The 20539-nt window shown below is 45.9% G+C and carries 13 protein-coding genes; all 13 read left to right on the top strand.

Annotated features, from left to right (window positions below; all coding sequences use genetic code 11):
• Positions 1–47 precede the first annotated feature (47 nt).
• The 13 genes from KO537_RS01515 (at position 48) to hrpA (ending at position 20388) form a co-directional block, all read left to right on the top strand.
• The gene (locus KO537_RS01515; RefSeq protein WP_028760160.1) at positions 48–1079 is read left to right on the top strand and encodes an isoaspartyl peptidase/L-asparaginase; all 1032 of its coding nucleotides are present in this window, start codon (positions 48–50) and stop codon (positions 1077–1079) included.
• Positions 1080–1466: 387 nt separating this feature from the next.
• Positions 1467–2471, top strand: coding sequence for a 2-oxoglutarate and iron-dependent oxygenase domain-containing protein (locus tag KO537_RS01510; RefSeq protein ID WP_219233702.1), 1005 nt, complete (start codon positions 1467–1469; stop codon positions 2469–2471).
• Between the two features lie 18 nt (positions 2472–2489).
• Positions 2490–3650, top strand: a complete 1161-nt coding sequence (locus KO537_RS01505; protein WP_219233701.1) for a PLP-dependent aspartate aminotransferase family protein — start codon at positions 2490–2492, stop codon at positions 3648–3650.
• A 659-nt stretch (positions 3651–4309) separates the two neighbouring features.
• Entirely contained in the window at positions 4310–5791 is a 1482-nt protein-coding gene (locus KO537_RS01500; protein ID WP_049821715.1) for a TrkH family potassium uptake protein, read from the top strand.
• A 52-nt stretch (positions 5792–5843) separates the two neighbouring features.
• A complete protein-coding gene (locus KO537_RS01495; RefSeq protein ID WP_219233700.1) occupies positions 5844–6842 on the top strand; it encodes an FAD:protein FMN transferase in 999 nt (332 codons plus the stop codon).
• Between the two features lie 314 nt (positions 6843–7156).
• The gene (kdpA, locus tag KO537_RS01485; RefSeq protein ID WP_131525162.1) at positions 7157–8881 is read left to right on the top strand and encodes a potassium-transporting ATPase subunit KdpA; all 1725 of its coding nucleotides are present in this window, start codon (positions 7157–7159) and stop codon (positions 8879–8881) included.
• A 2-nt stretch (positions 8882–8883) separates the two neighbouring features.
• A complete protein-coding gene (gene kdpB / locus KO537_RS01480) occupies positions 8884–10902 on the top strand; it encodes a potassium-transporting ATPase subunit KdpB (RefSeq protein ID WP_219233699.1) in 2019 nt (672 codons plus the stop codon).
• A gap of 9 nt (positions 10903–10911) precedes the next feature.
• Positions 10912–11511 (top strand): potassium-transporting ATPase subunit KdpC, encoded by a 600-nt coding sequence (kdpC, locus tag KO537_RS01475; protein WP_219233698.1) that lies wholly within the window; start codon positions 10912–10914, stop codon positions 11509–11511.
• 34 nt (positions 11512–11545) lie between these two features.
• Positions 11546–12307, top strand: a complete 762-nt coding sequence (locus KO537_RS01470; protein WP_219233697.1) for a TorF family putative porin — start codon at positions 11546–11548, stop codon at positions 12305–12307.
• A 2-nt stretch (positions 12308–12309) separates the two neighbouring features.
• Positions 12310–14970 (top strand): sensor histidine kinase KdpD, encoded by a 2661-nt coding sequence (locus KO537_RS01465; RefSeq protein WP_219233696.1) that lies wholly within the window; start codon positions 12310–12312, stop codon positions 14968–14970.
• 49 nt (positions 14971–15019) lie between these two features.
• Complete coding sequence (locus tag KO537_RS23290; RefSeq protein ID WP_028760150.1) at positions 15020–15703, top strand: response regulator; 684 nt, start codon at positions 15020–15022, stop codon at positions 15701–15703.
• A 270-nt stretch (positions 15704–15973) separates the two neighbouring features.
• Entirely contained in the window at positions 15974–16390 is a 417-nt protein-coding gene (locus KO537_RS01455) for a CBS domain-containing protein (protein WP_028760149.1), read from the top strand.
• A 116-nt stretch (positions 16391–16506) separates the two neighbouring features.
• A complete protein-coding gene (gene hrpA / locus KO537_RS01450) occupies positions 16507–20388 on the top strand; it encodes an ATP-dependent RNA helicase HrpA (RefSeq protein WP_219233695.1) in 3882 nt (1293 codons plus the stop codon).
• Positions 20389–20539: the final 151 nt, after the last annotated feature.

Raw genomic sequence — 20539 nt, 5'->3', positions numbered from 1 at the left:
CGATGAAATGGTTACAAAGGACGCTACTTTTTAAGGGGATGTAAAGAATGAAAACAAAATTAGCCACCTTTAGTTTAATTATTTCGGGCCTACTTTTTATGTCACATAACACCTTTGCCAATGATAAACCGTTCGCCATTGCGATCCACGGCGGCGCGGGGACGATTTCTAAAGCTAATCTCACCCCTGAACAACGCCAAGCCTACAAAGATAAGTTAAAGGAAGCGGTCGATAAAGGCTCAAAAGTCTTAGAGGAGGGCGGTGACAGCTTAGTGGCAGTACAAACCGCAATTAATATCCTTGAAAATAGTGCTCTGTTTAATGCTGGTATAGGCGCGGTTTATACCTATGACGGCGGACATGAATTAGATGCCTCTATTATGGATGGCAAAACGATGAATGCCGGCGCTGTCGCTGGAGTGCGTCATATTGCCAATCCAATTGACTTAGCCTTGGCCGTGATGAATAAATCTGAGCACGTGATGCTCTCGGGCGCAGGAGCGGAAGAATTTGCACTGACTCAAGGTTTTACTTTAGTGCCAAACCGTCATTTTGATACTGACGAGCGTTATCAGCAATTACTCGATGCACGGCAAAAACTGCAAGCTGCGGCTAAATCTGAACAAGTTGCTAATGTTGAGATGAAGGACCTCGATTACAAATTTGGTACCGTTGGTGCTGTCGCCTTAGATAAAAAGGGTAACTTAGCTGCAGGTACATCGACCGGTGGTATGACGGCAAAACGCTTTGGTCGTATTGGTGACTCTCCTGTCATCGGTGCTGGCACTTATGCTGAAAACGGTGTTTGTGCCGTATCGGCAACGGGTCATGGTGAATTCTTTATCCGTTACCTCGTCGCGGGGGATATTTGTGCCAAGGTGAAATATCAGCAAAAATCCATCATTCAGGCTGCAGATGAAGTTATTAATCAACGTCTTATCACTGCTGGCGGTTCGGGTGGTGTGATTGCAGTCGATCAGCGTGGCAATATTGCTACGCCATTTAATACCGAAGGTATGTACCGCGCCACCCGTAGTAATGGTGAGCCAGCCCAAGTGCTGATTTGGCATGATCAATAATGTCATTGGTAGAAGCATCTAGGTTTATAACTGACATGACTTAGAAACGTTAAAACTTCGAAACCTTAAAAAGCGAGTGCCGCAAAAGTGGACTCGCTTTTATTTTTATATCTTAATTGTACTAATATATTGAAAAATAACCAGATAAAGATCATTAAGCAGTATGGCTTATGATGTTTATCTGAGTGGTGCGGTTTGAGTTGGCCTAATAATTACCGCTGTTTTAACCTTTGAAATTCAAATCTAGCAGTATAGAAGCCTAGATGTCTATATATCCAAATGATCTATTATTACCGTTTAATATATCAAATAGTTATTAATTCATTATCCATCGACCCATAAAGGCATAGAATTCGGCTCAGACAATGCATTAAATGGGAGTCATTGATGGAACAATTACCGATATTGAATTTAAGTGATTGGCATGCGGGTGGACAACGTCGTAACGCTTTTATTACTAAGCTTGCCGATGCTGCCAGAAGAATAGGGTTTTTCTATCTCACCGGCCACGGCATTGAGCTTGCTAGACAGCAGCAAGTACTTCAGTTAGCGGCAGATTTCTTTGCGCTGCCCGTCGTAGATAAACTTGCGGTGAAAATGGCTAATACACCGCATTTTCGCGGTTATACCCGTTTGCAAGGTGAATTGACCTTAGGGAAACCGGACTTGCGGGAACAGTTTGATATTATGCAAGAAGAAGTGGCTAATCCTCAGCAGTCTGATGTGCCTATATGGTGGCAGCTACAGGGGCCTAATCAATGGCCGTCACAATTACCACAGATGAAATCGACTTTATTGGCATGGCAACAGGATTTAGCCGATACCAGTGTCACACTATTGAGGGCTTTAGCTGTTGCGCTAGAGCAGCCAGAAAGCGCCTTTGATGCCACGATCGAAGCGGGTCCTTATCAGCATATGAAGCTTATTCGCTATCCCAGCGCGGATGGACAGACTTCAGGCCAAGGTGTAGGGGCACACAAAGATCCTGGCTATTTGACCTTAGTGCTGCAAGATAAGCAATCCGGTTTAGAGGTTCAGACTGACAACGGTTGGTTAAGCATACCGCCATTAGAAGACGCCTTTGTGGTGAATATAGGTGAATTACTTGAGTTGGCTTCTAATGGGTATTTAAAGGCAACCAACCATAGGGTGACGAGCCCGCCTGCTGGGGTCGAGCGCTACTCGTGTGCCTTTTTTATGGCGGCGCAGTTGAATGCGACAGTTCCTTTGTTACCTTTGCCAAAGCATCTGGCGAACAAAGCTCAAGGACCGGCAAGCGATCCATTAAATCCTCTTTTCCACCAAGTGGGCCAGAACGTATTAAAAGGGCGTTTGCGCTCTCATCCCGACGTTGCTCAAGCACATTACGCCTCATTCGCTCATGCCATTTAATGGTTATTAGGATCTATTATGCAATTTAAAACTAAATTACTTCACACCCATTATGCCGCTGATAACTCGACGGGCGCTCTTACAACTCCTATCTATCAAAGTAGCACCTTCGCCTACGGTAGTGCCGAGGATGGTCGAGCCCGTTTTGCAGGTGAGCAACCGGGCTTTATCTACAGTCGCATGGCGAATCCGACAGTGCAGGCGCTTGAATATCAATTAGCACAACTGGAAGGGGCTGATGAAGCACTCGTTGTTGCGAGTGGGATGGCGGCAATCAGCAGTATTTTCTATGCCTTAGCGAGTCAAGGTGATGAAATCGCATTTATCGACCCCGTATACGGTGGCACTGCGGCATTTTTAATCCAAACGTTAACCCGCGCGGGTATTACTGTGCGCCGTTATCAAGATGATGATCATTTATTGGCAGAGATTACCGCCGAAACAAAAATTATTTTATTTGAGCCCATCACCAATCCGACCTTAAAAGTCAGTGACTACCGTAAGGTTAAGCTTGCCGCCGAAAAAGTGGGCGCTATAACCATTTGTGATAATACGTTTTTAACCCCGTATTTATTCAAACCGCTGGAACATGGCATTGATATCGTGATGCACAGTGCCACTAAGTATTTAAGTGGCCATGGCGATTTAATCGCAGGTGTTGTCGCTGGACCTAAGGCATTAATGCAACCTATTCGCACTATAGCGCTTAAACATATCGGCGCTGCGATTGGGCCACAGGAAGCCTATTTATTACAGCGAGGCTTACGTACCTTAGCACTTAGAATGGATGCTCATCTTGCGGGCGCGGCTAAGGTCGCCGCTTTTCTTGCAACCCATCCGAGCGTTGCAAAAGTTTATTACCCAGGGCTAGCAGAGGATCAAGGTCATCAAGTTCTGAGTGAAACCATCAACGCTTTTGGCGGTATGGTGAGTATTGAGCTCGAAGGGGGTTTTAATCGAGCGGCGCAGTTTTTAGATCATTTGAACTTGTTTACTCAAGCGGTCAGTTTAGGCGACTTAGAGAGCCTTGCCTGCCACCCCGCTAGTACCACCCATGCCGCTATGGATGCTGCGAGTCGGCTAGCTTCAGGGGTGAATGACAACCTGATTAGATTGAGCATTGGCGTCGAAGATCCTCAAGATTTGATTGCCGATCTTGAGCAAGCCTTAGCCATTTAAGCATATTGATACTAACCATCCCCAGTTAAATTGATTGGGGATTTCAAAAATATAATGTTATTCATTTTGTCTATCTAAAGTTAATTTCCGTATTTTTTTACGTTTTTTTTACGCGTCAGAATTGTTTTCGTCTGTTAAAGTGAAAATCTGTATGACATAACGACTTACATTTTGATGGACAAACTAAGTGTTTTTAAACTCTCTGTTAGGTTGAGCTTTATTTCTGAGTGCCTACTCGCTATTTGCTTGTATTTACCCTCTTGGAGGGTGTCATCTAAAGCATTATTATTGTACTCCAACTCGTTGTCGTTATGATTACACTTCAATGTTGTTTTCAATATACGTATATGGCTGTATTTGTTGAAGCTATTCGTGTTTATTTTTTATCTAATGTTCCTTGTTATTCTCTCCCAATGATAGATGTGGCTGTTTTTATCAATCTAATCACTTTTATTGTCATAGCCATTGTCGCGACAATAAGTCAACTTGCAATCCACCTTAGACGACAACAAAGAGTATTAGGTGGCGATCTATTTCCTAACCTAACTCTGTTATCGATTGCATATAATTTTAGAACAGGACGTGAGCGCTTGTATTTTATGATACCTAATAAATTATTCATTAAGTCTTTCACGATAAATATCTAAAGGTGAGTTGGAATGATTGCAGTCAGTGGAATACAGAAATCTAGCTCTCGATTTCATACCATAATTCATCTATGTAGCTTTTTGATTGTCATATATAGCTTCACCATGTTGATGCCTATCGCTGTTGCATTATTTTATAAAGATGGATATATCACTCCATTTTTAATCACATTCCTCCTCTCCCTTTTTATTGGTGTGGTCGGTTGGAAGATGACAAGTGAGGAAAATAAAAATCTGCAAAAACGTGATGGCTTCATGGTCGCTTGTTTATTTTGGCTGATATTTTCCTTAATGAGTGCATTACCTTTTCTTCTTGATAGACGATTGGACTTGAGTTTAACCGATGCCATGTTTGAAGGTGTGTCTGGCATTACGACGACTGGAGCCTCGATTTTTTCAGATATTGATGAACTACCCAAATCGATTTTATTTTATCGAGCACAGCTTAATTTCCTCGGTGGGTTAGGGATAATTGTTTTGGCCGTTGCAATTATGCCATTTCTTGGTATTGGTGGCGCAAAATTATATCAGTCTGAGATGCCAGGTCCCATGAAAGAGGAAAAGATGACGCCCCGCCTTGCGGATACGGCTCGAAATTTATGGGGGCTTTATAGCGTACTTGCCTTAGGTTGTGCAGTTGCTTATAAACTTGCAGGAATGAATTGGTTTAATGCCATATGTCATAGTCTATCTACCGTTTCATTGGGTGGATTTTCCACACATAGTGACAGCTTAGGATATTATAACAGTGCTGCAATTGAGCTTGTGGGTGGTGTGTTTTCAATACTTGCAGCAATCAATTTCGCCTTATACTACATAGTGTTAGTTCGGCGAAGCTTCAAGCCTATTTGGTATAATGCGGAGGTTCGATTTTTTATTCTCATATTATCTATCGTTGTTGGGATCGCTTGTTTAGAGCTGAATCGTACTCAAACTTTTGATATTAAAGATTCATTGGTACATGGATTTTTTCAAACGGTTTCAGTTATGACGGACAATGGATTAGGCTCTGCAGGTTATCCTAATTGGCCCAGTCATATTGTGCTTTTATTATTAGGCGCGAGCTTTTTTGGTGGATGCTTTGGTTCTACTTGTGGCGGTATTAAAGCTGTCAGATTTTTACTTTTGTACCGTCAAGGGATCCGAGAAATTCATCAATTGGTTCATCCTAATGCCATTTTAACGACAAAGATCAGTGGCCAAGTTGTTTCAGACAGAGTCATTCGTTCAGTATGGGGATTATTTTTCCTGTACATATTTTTTACTTGCGTTTTTGTATGGGGATTGGTCGCCATTGGACATGATTTTGCCACCGCCTTTGGAACCGTCGCCGCGTGCATTAATAATATGGGGATTGGTTATGGTGACACTGCATCTGGATTTGGCACGTTAAAAGATGCGGCTAAATGGCTGATGTGTGTCGCTATGCTTTTTGGGCGATTAGAAATATTTCCTGTACTCATTATTTTCTCACGGGCATTCTGGCGATTTTAATTTTAAGTGTATTTTATGGTTAATTTGTCGAATTGACTGGGAGGGGCAGTAAATGAAATGGTTATTGAGATGTATATTACTCATTATGCTAGTAGGGTGTCAGAAATCGCCAGTGTATACCAAGTTAGAAGGCCTTGCGCAGGGAACGAGTTGGCATGTGACATTTTGGAGTAAAGACAAGTTAAATAGTACAGAGATAAACCGCGAGATTGAGCGGCAATTGGCAGAAATAGATCTTCATATGTCTACTTACCGTTCAGATTCAGTGATTTCTCGTTTTAACAGTATGCACTCAGCTATGGCGGTCGGGGATGATATTTTAGGGCTCATAGGGATAGCCAAGGAGGTCACTTCAAAAACGGAGGGTTGTTATGATTTGACCATTAAACCATTATTCGATTTGTGGGGATTTACCCATAATCAATTAACTATTCCTACAGAAAATGCACTTCAACAGACATTAACCTATGTTGGCTTACATCATTTAAGTATTGATAATCAAATGTTAACTAAAGATTTGCCAGAGGTACATCTTGATTTATCTTCGATTGGACAGGGATATAGCGTAGGCAAAGTTGCAGATGTGCTAAAGCGATACAATATCGATAATTATTTGGTAGAGATTGGCGGTGAAATGGTCGTACACGGCAGTAAGCTCGACGGTTCTGCTTGGAAAATCGCGATTGAAAAACCGCTGCCCGAACAGCGAACAATGCAAAAGGTTCTGCTTATTGATTTCCCTCAAGCGATCATGACATCGGGTACATATCGTCATTATTTTGATCATTTAGGGCAGCGCTATTCACATATTATTGATGCGCGAACCGGTAAACCCGTAACCCATAACACAGTATCTGTAACTGTATTGGCAACGGATCCGGCTAGAGCAGATGCTTGGTCTACAGCGCTATTATGTTTAGGAAGTCAAGAAGGATTAGTCGTCGCTAATCAGAATGATATAAAAGCATTATTTATTGATGACAATAAAGGTGTACTTAAAGAGATTAAGACTGATAGCTATAATAAAATGAAAAATATAGAGCTTAATTAATCTACAATATCATCGCTAGGTCATGTGTTAATGCCAGTTAGTATTTCTAGCTGGCATTTTTATTTTACTTTTATAGCTAATGCCATGGTTTATTTTGGCCTTATTTACCACTGATTATGATGACTTTTACGTATTCTTTACGGGATTAGTCATTTGAACTCTAGAGACTTTACGCGGTTAATTCATATATTTGTCCTGTTACTCACTTTCTTAAGGACAAATTATATGGACTGGATATTTCTAATACTTTCCATAGCACTTTTCATCTACTTAGCAGTGGCAATGTTTGCCCCTAATAAGTTTTAGGAGTCGTTATGTTTGAAATTACCCTTATTTTTACTACTGCGCTTGGGCTCGCATGGCTGTTGGGATCCTATATGACAGGGGTTTTCTCTGGTCAGTCCCATTTTTCAGATCGTTTATTTAATCCCATTGAAAAGTGGATTTATCGGGCTATAGGCGTAAATGCCCATTCGGGAATGACATGGAAATCCTATGGTGCGGCGTTTCTTATCAGCAACTTGGTACTTGGCATTTTGGCGTTTCTTATCCTTAAATTCCAACATGTGTTACCACTTAACCCCGATGGTATAGGACCATTATCTTGGGATCTGGCTTTGCACACTGCGGTGTCATTCCTCACCAATACCAATCAACAGCACTATTCCGGGCAGGCTCAGCTCAGTTATTTATCCCAAGGATTTGTCATTGTCACGCTGCAATTTGTTACTCCAGCCATGGCGCTGGCGGTTTGTGTGGCGATTTTGCGGGGAATGTTAGGCGGGTTGAATAATGACAGCGCCAAAGAGGGCGAGGCTCGAAATCTGGGTAACTATTATGTTGACTTAGTGCGCGGTGTGCTCAGACTTATGCTGCCATTAGCGGCTATTGTGGCGCTGTTACTGACTTGGCAAGGCGTACCGAGTAGTTTTGACGGTGCGCAAAAAGTAAACACCTTAGATTCTGCATCACCTATCACTGAGCAGGTCGTTCCGATCGGCCCCGTTGCTTCTATGGTGGCCATCAAGCAGTTAGGCACTAATGGCGGGGGCTGGTATGGCCCCAACAGTAGTAACCCTCTTGAAAACCCAACGCCAGTCAGTAATGCAATCGAGACCATTGCCTTAGTGCTGATCCCTATGGCCGTCGTCTTTATGGCTGGCGGAATGCTAAGACGCAAAAAATTTACCTTGATGGCTCTGGTTGCTATGGGTTTATTGAGCGTCAGTTTTCTTGGGGCAACTGTGTACAGCGAGTTGCAACCCAACGCCGCCTTTGCGGGATTAAGCGCCCAAGGGCCTAATATGGAGGGTAAAGAAGTTCGCTTTGGACCTGAGCTTTCGGCGCTATGGGCTTCTTTTACCACACAAACCTCTAACGGTTCGGTCAATGCCATGCACGATTCATTCAATCCAATCGGGGGATTGATGACGCGATCAGGCATGTTACTTAATGCGATATGGGGCGGTATTGGCTGCGGTTTTGTTAACTTTATCGTTTATGTGTGGATTGCTGTTTTCTTATCGGGATTGATGATTGGCCGTACGCCAGAGATATTTGGTCGTAAGCTCGAAACCCGTGAAATCACCCTTTTGGGAAGTCTATTAGTTTTACCTACCTTGTGCGTCTTAGGTTTGACGGCGATCACTGTGGCTATCCCGAGTATTACGGGCAACAGCAACCCCGGCTTTCATGGAATTTCGCAAGTCTTTTACGAATATACCTCCGCTTTTGCTAATAACGGTTCGGGTTTTGAAGGTTTAGGTGATAACACGCCTTGGTGGAATATTAGTTGCGTTATCGCCTTACTGCTTGGTCGATACCTGCCGCTGTTTTTACCGCTGGCGATTGCGGGGATGATGTCGAGTAAAAGAGTGAGCCCCGACAGTAACGCGAGCTTGAAGCTCGAGAGTCCCACCTTTTGTTTCACCCTTATTGCTGTGATTTTAATCATTAACTTCTTGTCTTTCTTACCTGCGGCGGTATTAGGCCCTATTGGCGAAGCTTTAGAACTTGCCACTATGAGTCTGGAGAAATAGTCATGCATAAACCTGCTCAAATATTAGATAGCGCTGGCGTGAAGCAAGCTGCCTTTGGTGCTGTAAAGAAAATGTCCTTAGTGAGTATGGCTGGCAACCCTGTGATGTTCGTGGTGATGGTCGGCGCTTTACTTGCCGCTTTGATCACTGGACAAAAGTTCTTCAATGGCGAGACTGTTGGTTTTGAGTTAGCCACGACCCTTATTCTTTTGCTTACCGTGTGGTTTTCTAACTTTGCGGAATCCGTGGCAGAGGCAAGGGGTCGTGGACAAGCGGCCAGCTTAAAGTCGGCGAAAGAGGCCTTGCAGGCTCGGCGCATACGCCACGGTGAGTTGGAATCAGTATCCGCAACTTTGCTTGTCAAAGGCGATAAGGTGAGGGTTTTACAGGGTGATTATATTCCTGCCGATGGTGAAATCATCGAAGGGATAGCCACTATCAACGAATCGGCGATTACCGGTGAATCTGCGGCTGTGCTGCGTGAAGCGGGCACAGATCATTCCGGTGTGATTGGCGGCACTAAGGTACTTACGGGTGAAATTACCGTGCTGGTTGCCAACGATCCTGGGAATAGCTTTTTAGATCGTATGATAGGGCTGGTCGAAGGGGCGAAGCGTCAGAAAACACCGAACGAAACGGCGTTGACTGTGCTACTTGCATCATTGACTGCGGTTTTCCTTATCGTGGTGGTGACTTTGCCACCCATGGCGGGTTTCGTCGGTGCAAGCCTTGATTACACTATGTTAATTGCGCTGTTAGTGTGTTTGATCCCAACGACGATTGGTGGCTTGTTACCCGCTATTGGTATTGCAGGCATGAACCGCGCCTTAGCCGCCAATGTGGTCGCTAAATCGGGTAAAGCCGTGGAAGTTGCGGGGGATATCGATACGTTACTGCTGGATAAAACTGGCACTATCACTTTCGGCGATCGTCAAGCGACCGCATTTTTACCCGTGAAAGGCATTGCAGCTGAGATGTTGCGTGATGCGGCGGTGCTTTCTTCCCTCGATGACCCCACCCCAGAAGGGAAATCTGTACTCAAATTGGCCATAGATTTGGGCGCGGTGTTACCCGTCAAACCTACGGATGCGACTTTTATCCCATTTACACCGGAGACTCGGGTTTCTGGGGTCATTTTAACCGATGGTATTCAAGGCATTAAAGGCGCGGGCGATGCGATGCAGTTTTGGGCGCAGCAGCATCAAATTCACTGGCCTGAATCTGTTAACGCGCTTATCCGCAAAGTGGCTTTGCAGGGGGGCACTCCCTTAGTCGTCGCCAGTGGCACGCACATTTTAGGGGTTATAGCCTTAAGTGACGTGATTAAGCCAGGCGTTGCGGAGCGGTTTGCCCGTTTAAGGGCGCTCGGTGTACGGACCATCATGGTGACAGGGGATAATCCGCTAACGGCTGGCGTGATTGCCGCCGAAGCTGGGGTCGATGATTTTGTCGCTGAAGCTAAACCTGAGGATAAACTTGCCCTTATTCGCGCAGAGCAGGCCAAAGGTCGATTAGTGGCTATGGTGGGGGATGGCACTAACGATGCGCCGGCATTAGCGCAGGCCGATGTAGGTCTTGCGATGAACTCAGGTACTCAAGCCGCTAAAGAAGCTGGCAATATGGTGGACTTGGATTCTGATCCCACTAAATTACTGGCTATCGTTGAAGTCGGAAAACAATTGCTGATCACCCGCGGCGCCTTGACTACATTTTCTCTCTCTAATGATGTGGCTAAGTATTTTGCCATTATTCCAGCGGTATTTGCGGGGGCTTTGCCTGCGATTGGTGCACTGGATCTGATGCAGCTTCACAGCCCAACCTCAGCCGTACTCGCAGCGCTCGTATTTAACGCTCTTATCATTCCCGCCTTAATTCCATTGGCATTAAAAGGCATCAAACTCAGACCCATAAGTGCCGAAAAATTACTGCGAAATAACATGCTGATTTATGGCTTAGGTGGGGTGATTTTACCCTTTGTCGGCATTAAAGCGCTCGACTCAATCATTGCCCTTATGCTCTAGGAGACAGTAATGAATTCAATCGTATATACCACTAAAACTCAGCATGCCGTTATGGGATTGAGAGCCAGTCTCGCCCTGTTATTTGTGTGTGGTGTTGTCTATACCGGCACTGTGACTCAGCTCGGTGGCGCTTTATTTCCCGTACAAGCTAAGGGCAGTGTGATCCACAGGGATAATGTTGCTATGGGTTCTGAGTTCATCGCTCAGCCCTTTGTTAATCCGGCCTATTTTTTTAGTCGGCCGAGCGCTGTCGGTTACGATCCTATGGCGACAGGTGGTAGTAACCTTGCGCCGAGTAACCCGGCGTTACGTGAACGTGTGATGGCAACAAGCCAAGAAATCCAAGGCAGAGAATCCGTTCAGGCCGCTGATATCCCTGTGGATTTACTCGCCACATCGGGCGCGGGACTGGATCCCCATATTTCACCCGCAGCGGCCAAACTGCAAGTTGCGCGCGTGGCTCAGGCTCGACAGTTAGCCGAACCACAAGTGTTGACCTTAGTGGCGCAATTTATCGAACCACCGCAGTGGGGCATTTTTGGGCAAGCGCGCGTCAATGTGCTCAAGCTTAACCTCGCTCTCGACCAGATTGCTAAACACGCTCAATAAAACAATATTCTACTGAATTTAAGGATAAATTTTTATGTTACCGATTAAGTCAGCTCCTTGTTCGCGCCTCTGTGCGAGTGTGATGATGGCGTTATCTTCACTCTCTATGGGCGCGCTTGCCAGCACTGAGACTCATGGGGGCAATGCCTCTTGGCAGAGTCAAGGGAGTGTGATGCTCATAAGTGATTATGCGTTTCGCGGTATTTCTCAAACTGATGAAGGACCTGCAGTTCAAGCAGGGTATACCCTAAGCCATGATTCTGGCTGGTATGGCTCGCTTTGGGGCAGTAACATCGAATTTGGGGATGGAAGTTTAGAACTCGACTTGTCCGCTGGCTGGGCTAAAGATTGGGATAATGGCTTAACAACGGACCTAGGCGTGATACGTTACCAATACTCTCAGGACGATACCGACCTGAGTTATAACGAAATTTATGCTGTGGTAAGCTACGCCGATGCTAAGTTAGGGCTGGTTTATTCTCCTGATTATTTTGGCGAGAATGTGGACGATTTTCAGTATGTTTATGCCAGTTATGAGCCGCAGCTGTTCTCTAATGTAAGTCTAGTACTGCATCTTGGGAGCAATTTTTTTGCTTCTCAGCAAGATATGGCACTGTTTTTAGGTTCTATGGCCGCAAGCAATAGCCACTATTTAGATTGGCGAGTTGGGCTGAACCTCAATATGACTGAGCAGGATGTGTTGAGTGTCGGTTATGTCGATACGGATTTATCGCAGAGTCAGTGCCAGTCCCTGTGTGATGCGCGCTGGATAGTGAGTCTTTCAAGGAGTTTCTAATCGTGGTACCAATCAGTCAAACACAGCAAGCCAATGCGCTCTTAAGTCAGATACAGCAAAATGATAAAGGTAAACTGACGGTTTTTCTTGGGGCGGCACCTGGCGTGGGCAAGACCTATGCAATGCTCAGTGCGGCAAGGGAAATGGCCCAGCAAGGTGTCGATTTGCTGGTTGGACTGGTGGAAACCCATGGGCGTGCCGATACCGAGGCCATGGTAGCGGGTTTTGAGGTATTGGCACGTAAACCCATTGATTATCATCATAATCGTTTAACGGAATTCGATTTGGATGCGGCGCTGCTTCGTCGGCCTAAGCTTATCTTAGTCGATGAGTTGGCCCACACGAATGTCCCCGGTAGTCGCCATAAACGGCGCTATCAAGACGTCGCAGAATTATTGGCTGCGGGCATTGATGTCTATACCACAGTCAATATCCAACATTTGGTCAGTTTGAATGATCTGGTTTTGCAAATTACTCAAGTGCGGGTACGGGAAACCGTCCCCGATCGCTTTCTTGATGAAGCCCATGAAATTATATTTGTCGATTTGCCGCCATCAACACTCATCGAACGCTTACAGCAAGGCAAAGTTTATCTGCCAGAGTATGCTCGCTCGGCTTTAGATGCTTTTTTTTCGGTCTCGAATTTGACTGCACTGCGCGAATTGGCAATGAAAAAAGTCATAGAGCGAGTCGATGCAAAACTGATTTGTGAACTCGATGCCAAAGCACAGGGAACGGATTTTGTTCTCAAAGACAGATTGTTGGTTTTAGTGAGTAACAGCAGTGATCATCAGTATTTGATCCGTATAGGTCGGCAGATTGCCGAGCGGCGGCAAATTCCTTGGTTAGTGCTTTGGGTCGATACCGGCAAAGCGCTGGGCCTTTATCAGCGGAAAAGGCTAAATGAGGCCTTTGCCTTAGCGAAGGAACTTGGCGCGCAGACCGAAGTATTACGCGACACGAGCAGTTATCAGGCCATTTTACCTTACATAGCCCTGCATCGAATTAACACAGTATTAGTCGGCGCGGGTGTGAAACGCACCTATCCTTGGTGGCGTAAAAGACTGTATCAACGCTTGATTGAGTCTGGTTTACCTGTTGAGGTGAGTGTCTATCACGCACCCGAAAACCAAATGCAAGTACGAGATCCTATTACGCCTAAAGCCAGTTTTGGTGATCTTCGAGGCCATATTCTTGGGCTGATTGGCGTGGTGGTTATTTTTCCGCTGGTGGCATTTTTAGATGCTTGGCTCAGTAATGGCAATCTGGTGTTGTTATATGTTTTCTTGATTGTCAGCATTGGTTTAACCTATGGCGCTAGGCCTGCCATGGCAACCGCGGTGTGGTCTTTTTTCAGCTTTAATTTCTTTCTTACTGATCCCAAATTTACTATGAATGTAAATAGTCAGGATGATATTGCCACTTTAATCTTTTTGATGTGTATAGGGCTTATCAGTGGCCCTGCGGCATCTCGGATCAGAAATCAGTTTATTTTACTGCGTGAGTCAAATCGTTATGCTGAAACCTTAAAAGATGTTGCCCAAGAATTATCGGTCGCCGATGATGAAAAAGCCCTTTGGCAAACGATAGGGCGCAAGATTGCTGGTTCAGTGAATGCTGATTGTTATATTGTTTTGCAGCGTAAAGATGGTCAGCGATCCTATTTACCACTGTTGAATACGCCATTTAACGACCTTGATTTAGCCGCAATCGATTGGACCTTGCGCCATGGGCAAGCGGCGGGGCGTTTGAGCGATACCTTGAGCGCATCGGGTGTGAGTGTGTTCCCCATTGAACTTGAAGGTACGACGATTGGCGCGGCGATTTTAGATTGGCAACCTACGGTCAACGAACTCAGTCCGTTTGATAGAGAGCTTATTTTAGCCATGTTACAGCAAGGCGCTAATACATGGCGGCGTATTCAGTTAGTGTCAGATCTTGAATCGGCACGGGTGAAAACAGAAATTGAGCAGTTACGTTCCGCATTATTATCGTCAGTGTCTCACGATCTAAAATCACCACTCTCAGCCATGATGGGGGCGGCGGAGAGCTTAAAATTATTGAATAAACAATTGCTAGAGGCTGACCGCAACGAGCTACTTGATACTATTTTGCAAGAAAGCCGTCGCTTGGACAGCTATATCCAAAATCTACTCGATATGACACGCCTGGGTCATGGCACTTTGAGCATAGAGCGTGATTGGGTTTCGGCAGATGACATTATTGGCAGCGTACTTGGCAGGCTTAAACGCTATTTCCCTAATGCAATCGTTGAATATCACAGAGAGAAAGAACCCCCACTCCTCTTTGTGCATGCGGCGCTGATTGAACAAGGATTATTTAACATTCTAGAGAATGCTGTTCGATTTTCACCACCAGAAGAGCCTATTTGTATTGAATTAACCATTTCTAATCACCGTTGCTGTATTGCCATTGAAGACAGAGGGCCGGGGATTCCCGCCAGTCATAGGGATCAAATTTTCGATATGTTTTATGTGGTTGCCGATGGCGATCAGAAAAAACAGAATACAGGTATGGGGCTGGCTATTTGCAAAGGCATGATAGCTGCACACGGCGGTAGTGTTCGCGTTACCGATTGCCTACAGGGGCAAGGTACTCGTTTTGAAGTTGAATTGCCGTTAGACTATCCCGTTCCTGGCTAATCATTTTTAGCCAAAATATCCTTAATTAACCACAGAATGGACTAGAGACGTGGCAATAAAAATCGTGGTTATCGATGATGAGACCCAAATACGCCGCATGCTGCGGATTGCACTCACCAGTGAGGGCTATGACGTTACCGAAGCTGAAAATGGTCAGCAAGGGCTCGCAGCTGTCGCTCGACAGCAACCTGAATTAGTTATTTTGGATTTAGGCTTGCCGGATATGGAAGGCCATCAAGTGCTACAGGAGTTACGGGGATGGTCCGATGTTGCTGTGATTGTATTGTCGGTTCGCAATCAAGATAAAGAAAAAGTCGCAGCATTAGATGCAGGCGCGCAGGATTATGTGACCAAACCTTTTAGTGTGGAAGAGTTACTGGCAAGGGTGCGGGCGATTTTAAGGGACCATATCAAACCTGAAAAATTACCCATATTAGATGACGGCAAGTTGCAGATTGATTTAAGTCGCAGGCTGGTTAAAGTTGATCATCAAATTGTTGAACTCACACCCAAAGAATACGCAGTATTGTCTAAATTGGCGTCGTCACCTAACTGCGTTGTCACTCAGACTCAGTTGCTCAAAGAAATTTGGGGACCCGCTCATACAGAAGACACACATTATCTACGAATTGTGGTCAGTCACTTAAGGCAAAAATTAGGCGACTCCCCGAGTGAACCTCAGTATGTGCGGACTGAGCCCGGTGTGGGTTATCGCTTTTATATCGACTTATAGCTTGTATCAATAGCGAATTTAAATGCGTTGGAATGACAAGTAAAATGATCACCGAAGACGGATGGTATTATCTGCCGCCATTGAAGCTCAATCGGATACTTGCCTGATTTCAGTTTGTAGTGTTCGCTTCAGTTAACTCTAAGTTGCTCTTTCTGGCTGCCTTTGTTGACATAGGGTTATACACTAGATAAGCCCAATCGATATAAATCGCGCATTCTTGCCGATATTTTGACTAGACTACAAACGTAGGGTTAATTCGAGGGAAAGACTATGGACTTAATTAAAATCCGCGACCATATGGATCGTCAGCCCGTGTTGCTGCGCGCTAATATGTCGCTTGCGACTGCGGTCGAAAAGCTGTTAGATAATAATAAAATGGGCGCAGCAGTGGTTGATGATACGGGCGATTTGGTGGGCTTTTTATCCCAGCAGGATTGTTTGGCTGTAATGATCAAAAGTAGCTATCACTGTGATATGACCTCAGTGGTGAAGGATTGCATGCGCACTGAAGTGCTGTTCGTTGGGCCAGATGACAGTATTTTGCAGCTCGCCGAACAAATGCTAGGGCCTAAACCTAAAGTGTATCCAGTGGTTGAACATGGCAAAGTAATTGGCACGATTAATCGCACCAATGTGCTCAAAGCCATGAATATCTATATGCAACAATGTTATCTGTCACCGGTTTAATCTAAGTCGAGCCAGTGCGAAACTGACACGCCATATACTGAGTGCAGAGTAAATTAGCAATACCATTACGCCACTTTCCTTGCTAGGATCGCCGTTTTTGATGCTAGCAATGGAATTTGGATTTGAACTCAGACAAACATCCGCTATCGAACGCCTTTCTTAATCTTTGTTATCAGAGCGACGCGTCGCGGATCCGTCGTCGTTTATTTAAGCTCAATAAAGAAGCCGACTCAGATAAAAAGACCCAAGTCTTAGCTCAGCTGAGCGAGCAAGCGCAGGCGGCGTTTGAGAAGGTTGAGCAGCGTCGTAACGCTCGGCCTAAAATCCACTATCCTGAAAACCTGCCCGTTTCCTTGATGCGCGATGATATTGCACGCGCGATTGCGGGCAATCAAGTGGTGATCATCGCCGGTGAAACGGGCTCGGGTAAAACGACCCAGTTACCTAAAATCTGTTTGGAACTGGGCCTAGGTTGCCGTGGCATGATAGGCCACACCCAGCCACGACGTTTAGCAGCCCGCAGTGTGGCGAGCCGAGTCGCAGAAGAATTACAAAGTCCGCTCGGTGAAGTGGTTGGCTTTAAAGTGCGTTTTGCCGATGCGCTTAAGAGTGACTCTTATATCAAGTTGATGACCGACGGTATTTTACTGGCGGAATTGACGTCCGATCGCAATCTTGATCAATACGATACCATCATCATAGATGAGGCCCACGAGCGCAGCCTCAACATCGATTTTATTCTGGGCTACCTCAAACAAATTCTCAAAAGACGCCCCGATCTCAAAGTTATTATCACGTCGGCGACCATAGACGTTGAGCGTTTTTCTAAGCATTTCAACAATGCACCTATTATCGAAGTGTCGGGCCGTACCTTTCCGGTCGAAACCCGTTACCGACCCTTAGTGCAAGATAGCGATGCCGATTTAGATCAAATCGAAGGCATTTTTGCCGCCGTCGATGAACTGGTGGCCGAAGGGCTGGGCGACATTCTGATCTTTATGAACGGCGAGCGGGAAATTCGCGATACGGCCGAGCAATTGAGTCGGCGTAATTACCGCGATACCGAAATTTTGCCGTTGTACGCGCGTTTATCTTACGGTGAGCAGTCTAAAGTTTTCAGTAGTCACAGAGGTCGGCGGATTGTACTCGCGACGAACGTGGCGGAAACCTCGTTGACTGTGCCGGGCATTCGTTACGTTATTGACCCAGGTACGGCGCGCATTAGCCGCTATAGCTATCGGACTAAGGTGCAACGTTTACCGATTGAACCTATCTCGCAGGCGAGCGCCAATCAACGTCAAGGCCGTTGTGGACGTGTAGGGCCGGGTATTTGTATTCGTTTGTACGATGAGGCGGATTTTAATAATCGTCCGGCGTTTACCGATCCTGAAATCTTGCGCACTAACTTGGCTTCGGTCATTTTGCAGATGCTCGCCATCGGTTTGGGTGATATCGCCGGTTTCCCCTTTATCGAGCCACCCGATCCACGCCATATCCGCGATGGTTTCCTGTTGCTCGAAGAATTACAAGCGGTTGAGAGCAAATACGGCAAGCTAGTGCTGACGCCACTTGGGCGCAACTTGGCGCAAATTCCTGTGGATCCGCGTTTGGCGCGTATGGTGGTCGAGAGTCAGCAGTTAGGTTGTTTGAACGAAGTGCTGGTGATTGCCGCGGGCTTATCGATTCAAGATCCCCGCGAACGTCCGATGGAGAAGAAGCAAGCCAGTGATGAAGCCCATCGGCGTTTTGCCGATCCCAGTTCCGATTTCGTCAGCTGGATAAACCTGTGGCAGCATTTAAAAGATCAACAAAAAGAGTTATCTGCTAGTCAGTTTCGTAAAAAGTGCCGCGATGAATATTTAGCCTATTTACGCGTTCGCGAGTGGCAGGATTTATACGCCCAGCTTAAGCAAGCCGTGCACGATTTAAAGTGGCGCTTAAACGATACGCCAGCCAATTACGACAGCTTGCACCGCGCGCTGTTGTCGGGCTTATTGAGCCATGTGGGTTTTAAAGATAACAATAACGAGTACTTAGGTGCGCGTAATCGTAAATTCTTTGTGTTTCCCGGTTCGCCTTTGGCCAAAAAAGGCCCTAAGTGGATCATGGCGGCTGAGCTTACCGAAACCTCACGCTTATTCGCTCGCTGCTGCGCCAAAATCGAACCCGAATGGCTAGAGCCCTTAGCGGCGCATTTGATCAAGAAAAGCTATGTGGAGCCCCATTTTGAGGCAAAACCTGGCAGCGTTATCGCCCTTGAGAATCAAGTGCTCTACGGCTTGACGGTTGTGCACCGTCGTAAAGTGCAATACGGCCCCATCGATCCCGTTGAAGCGCGTGAGATTTTTATCCGCAGCGCTTTGGCAGAAGGGCAGTTACAGACCCAAGAAGCATTTTTTGTCGCTAACCAAAAGCTGCTCGAAGACATTGAATCCCTCGAGCATAAATCCCGTCGCCGCGATATTTTGGTGGACGAGCAAGTGTTGGTGGACTTTTACGAGCCGCGGATCCCGGAAGGGATTTACAACGCCCAGCTGTTTTTTGGCTGGTGGAAGAAGGCAAAGCGCGAGCAACCGGATTTACTCGATTTCAGCAAAGCACTGTTAATGCAGCGCAATGCCGACCATATCTCGACCTTGGATTTTCCCGATACGTGGCACAAGGGCAATTTGCGCCTGCAGCTAAGTTATCACTTTGAACCCGCGGCGGCGGATGACGGCGTGTCGGTTCACATTCCGGTGGCGCTGCTTAATCAAATCGACGATAGCGATTTTGATTGGCTAGTGGCAGGGCTAAGGGAAGAAAAGTGCATCGCGCTGATCAAATCTTTGCCTAAGAGTTTACGACGTAATTTTGTGCCCGCGCCTGACTATGCCCGCGCTTGTGTGCAGGCTATGGTGCCTTTTAGTGCCAGTTTGCTTGAAGCTATGTGCAAGCAATTGCTGCGCATGAGTGGCACGCGTATATCGCCGGAGGATTTTGATTTAACGCAACTGCCCGCGCATTTGCAGATGAACTTTAAAATCGAAGACGATAAAAACAACTTAGTGGCCGAAGGTCGTGTGCTCGATACCTTAAAAGCCGAGTTGCAGGGCGTGGTGGCGAAGGCCATTCGTCAGGTCGCGGATAAAGGTATAGAGCAAGAAGCGTTAACTGAGTGGTCCTTTGGCGATTTGCCGCAGCAATATCAGCAGCAAAAAGGCAATTACCAAGTGCGGGCGTTTCCGGCGCTGATCGATAAAAAAGACAGTGTTGCGATCAAATTATTTGATGATGAATTTGAGGCCTTAGATGCCCATCGCCAAGGTCTGCGACGGTTATTGCTGCTAAACATTCCATCACCGGTGAAACACTTACAGCAAGCTTTGCCGAATAAGGCGAAATTGGCGATGTATTTCAATCCCTTCGGTCAAGTGCAAATCTTGATTGATGACATTATTGCCGCCGCTGTGCAGCAATTGTTGGATGAAAAAGCCCTCGATGTGCGTAATCAAGCCCAATTTGAGCAGGCAAAGGATTGGGTTCGCCAAGAACTCAACCCGACCGCCGAGCAAATTGCCTTGAAGGTTGAGCAGATTTTGACCTTATACCAGAGCATTAAAAAGCGTCTTAAGGGCAAAATTAGCTTAGATATAGCCTTTGCTATGAGTGATATTCAAAGCCAATTAGACAAATTAGTGTTTAAAGGGTTTGTCGAATCCTGTGGTTGGGATCGGTTAGCTGATGTGGCGCGTTACTTAAAAGCGATTGAAATCCGTGTCGAGAAGTTGCCTGTCGATCCGACTCGCGACCGTTTGCATATGCAGAGCATTAACAAGGTACAGGAAGCATTGAACGCACAACTGGCGAAAGTGCCACGTGCTATGCCGACACCACCTGCGTTAATCGAGGCGCGCTGGATGATTGAAGAGTACCGTGTCTCTTGTTTTGCACAGGTGTTAGGCACGGCATATCCGATATCTGAAAAACGCATTTTGAATCATATTCAACAGGTTTAATAGACTGATTTAAAGGTCGAGCTGAGCGCCTTTGTCCGATTGATGTAACAATAACGCGATCAAAAAATGACTAAACAAACCGAGAAAACTAACCATTTTCTCGGTTTTTTATTTTCCCTATGCTTACGCTTCTCACGCGATATACCTCCAG

This window comes from Shewanella sp. NKUCC01_JLK, from assembly GCF_019345615.1.
In the GTDB taxonomy this organism is placed as follows: domain Bacteria; phylum Pseudomonadota; class Gammaproteobacteria; order Enterobacterales; family Shewanellaceae; genus Shewanella; species Shewanella oncorhynchi.
This window is presented reverse-complemented; position numbering and strand designations above follow the sequence as displayed.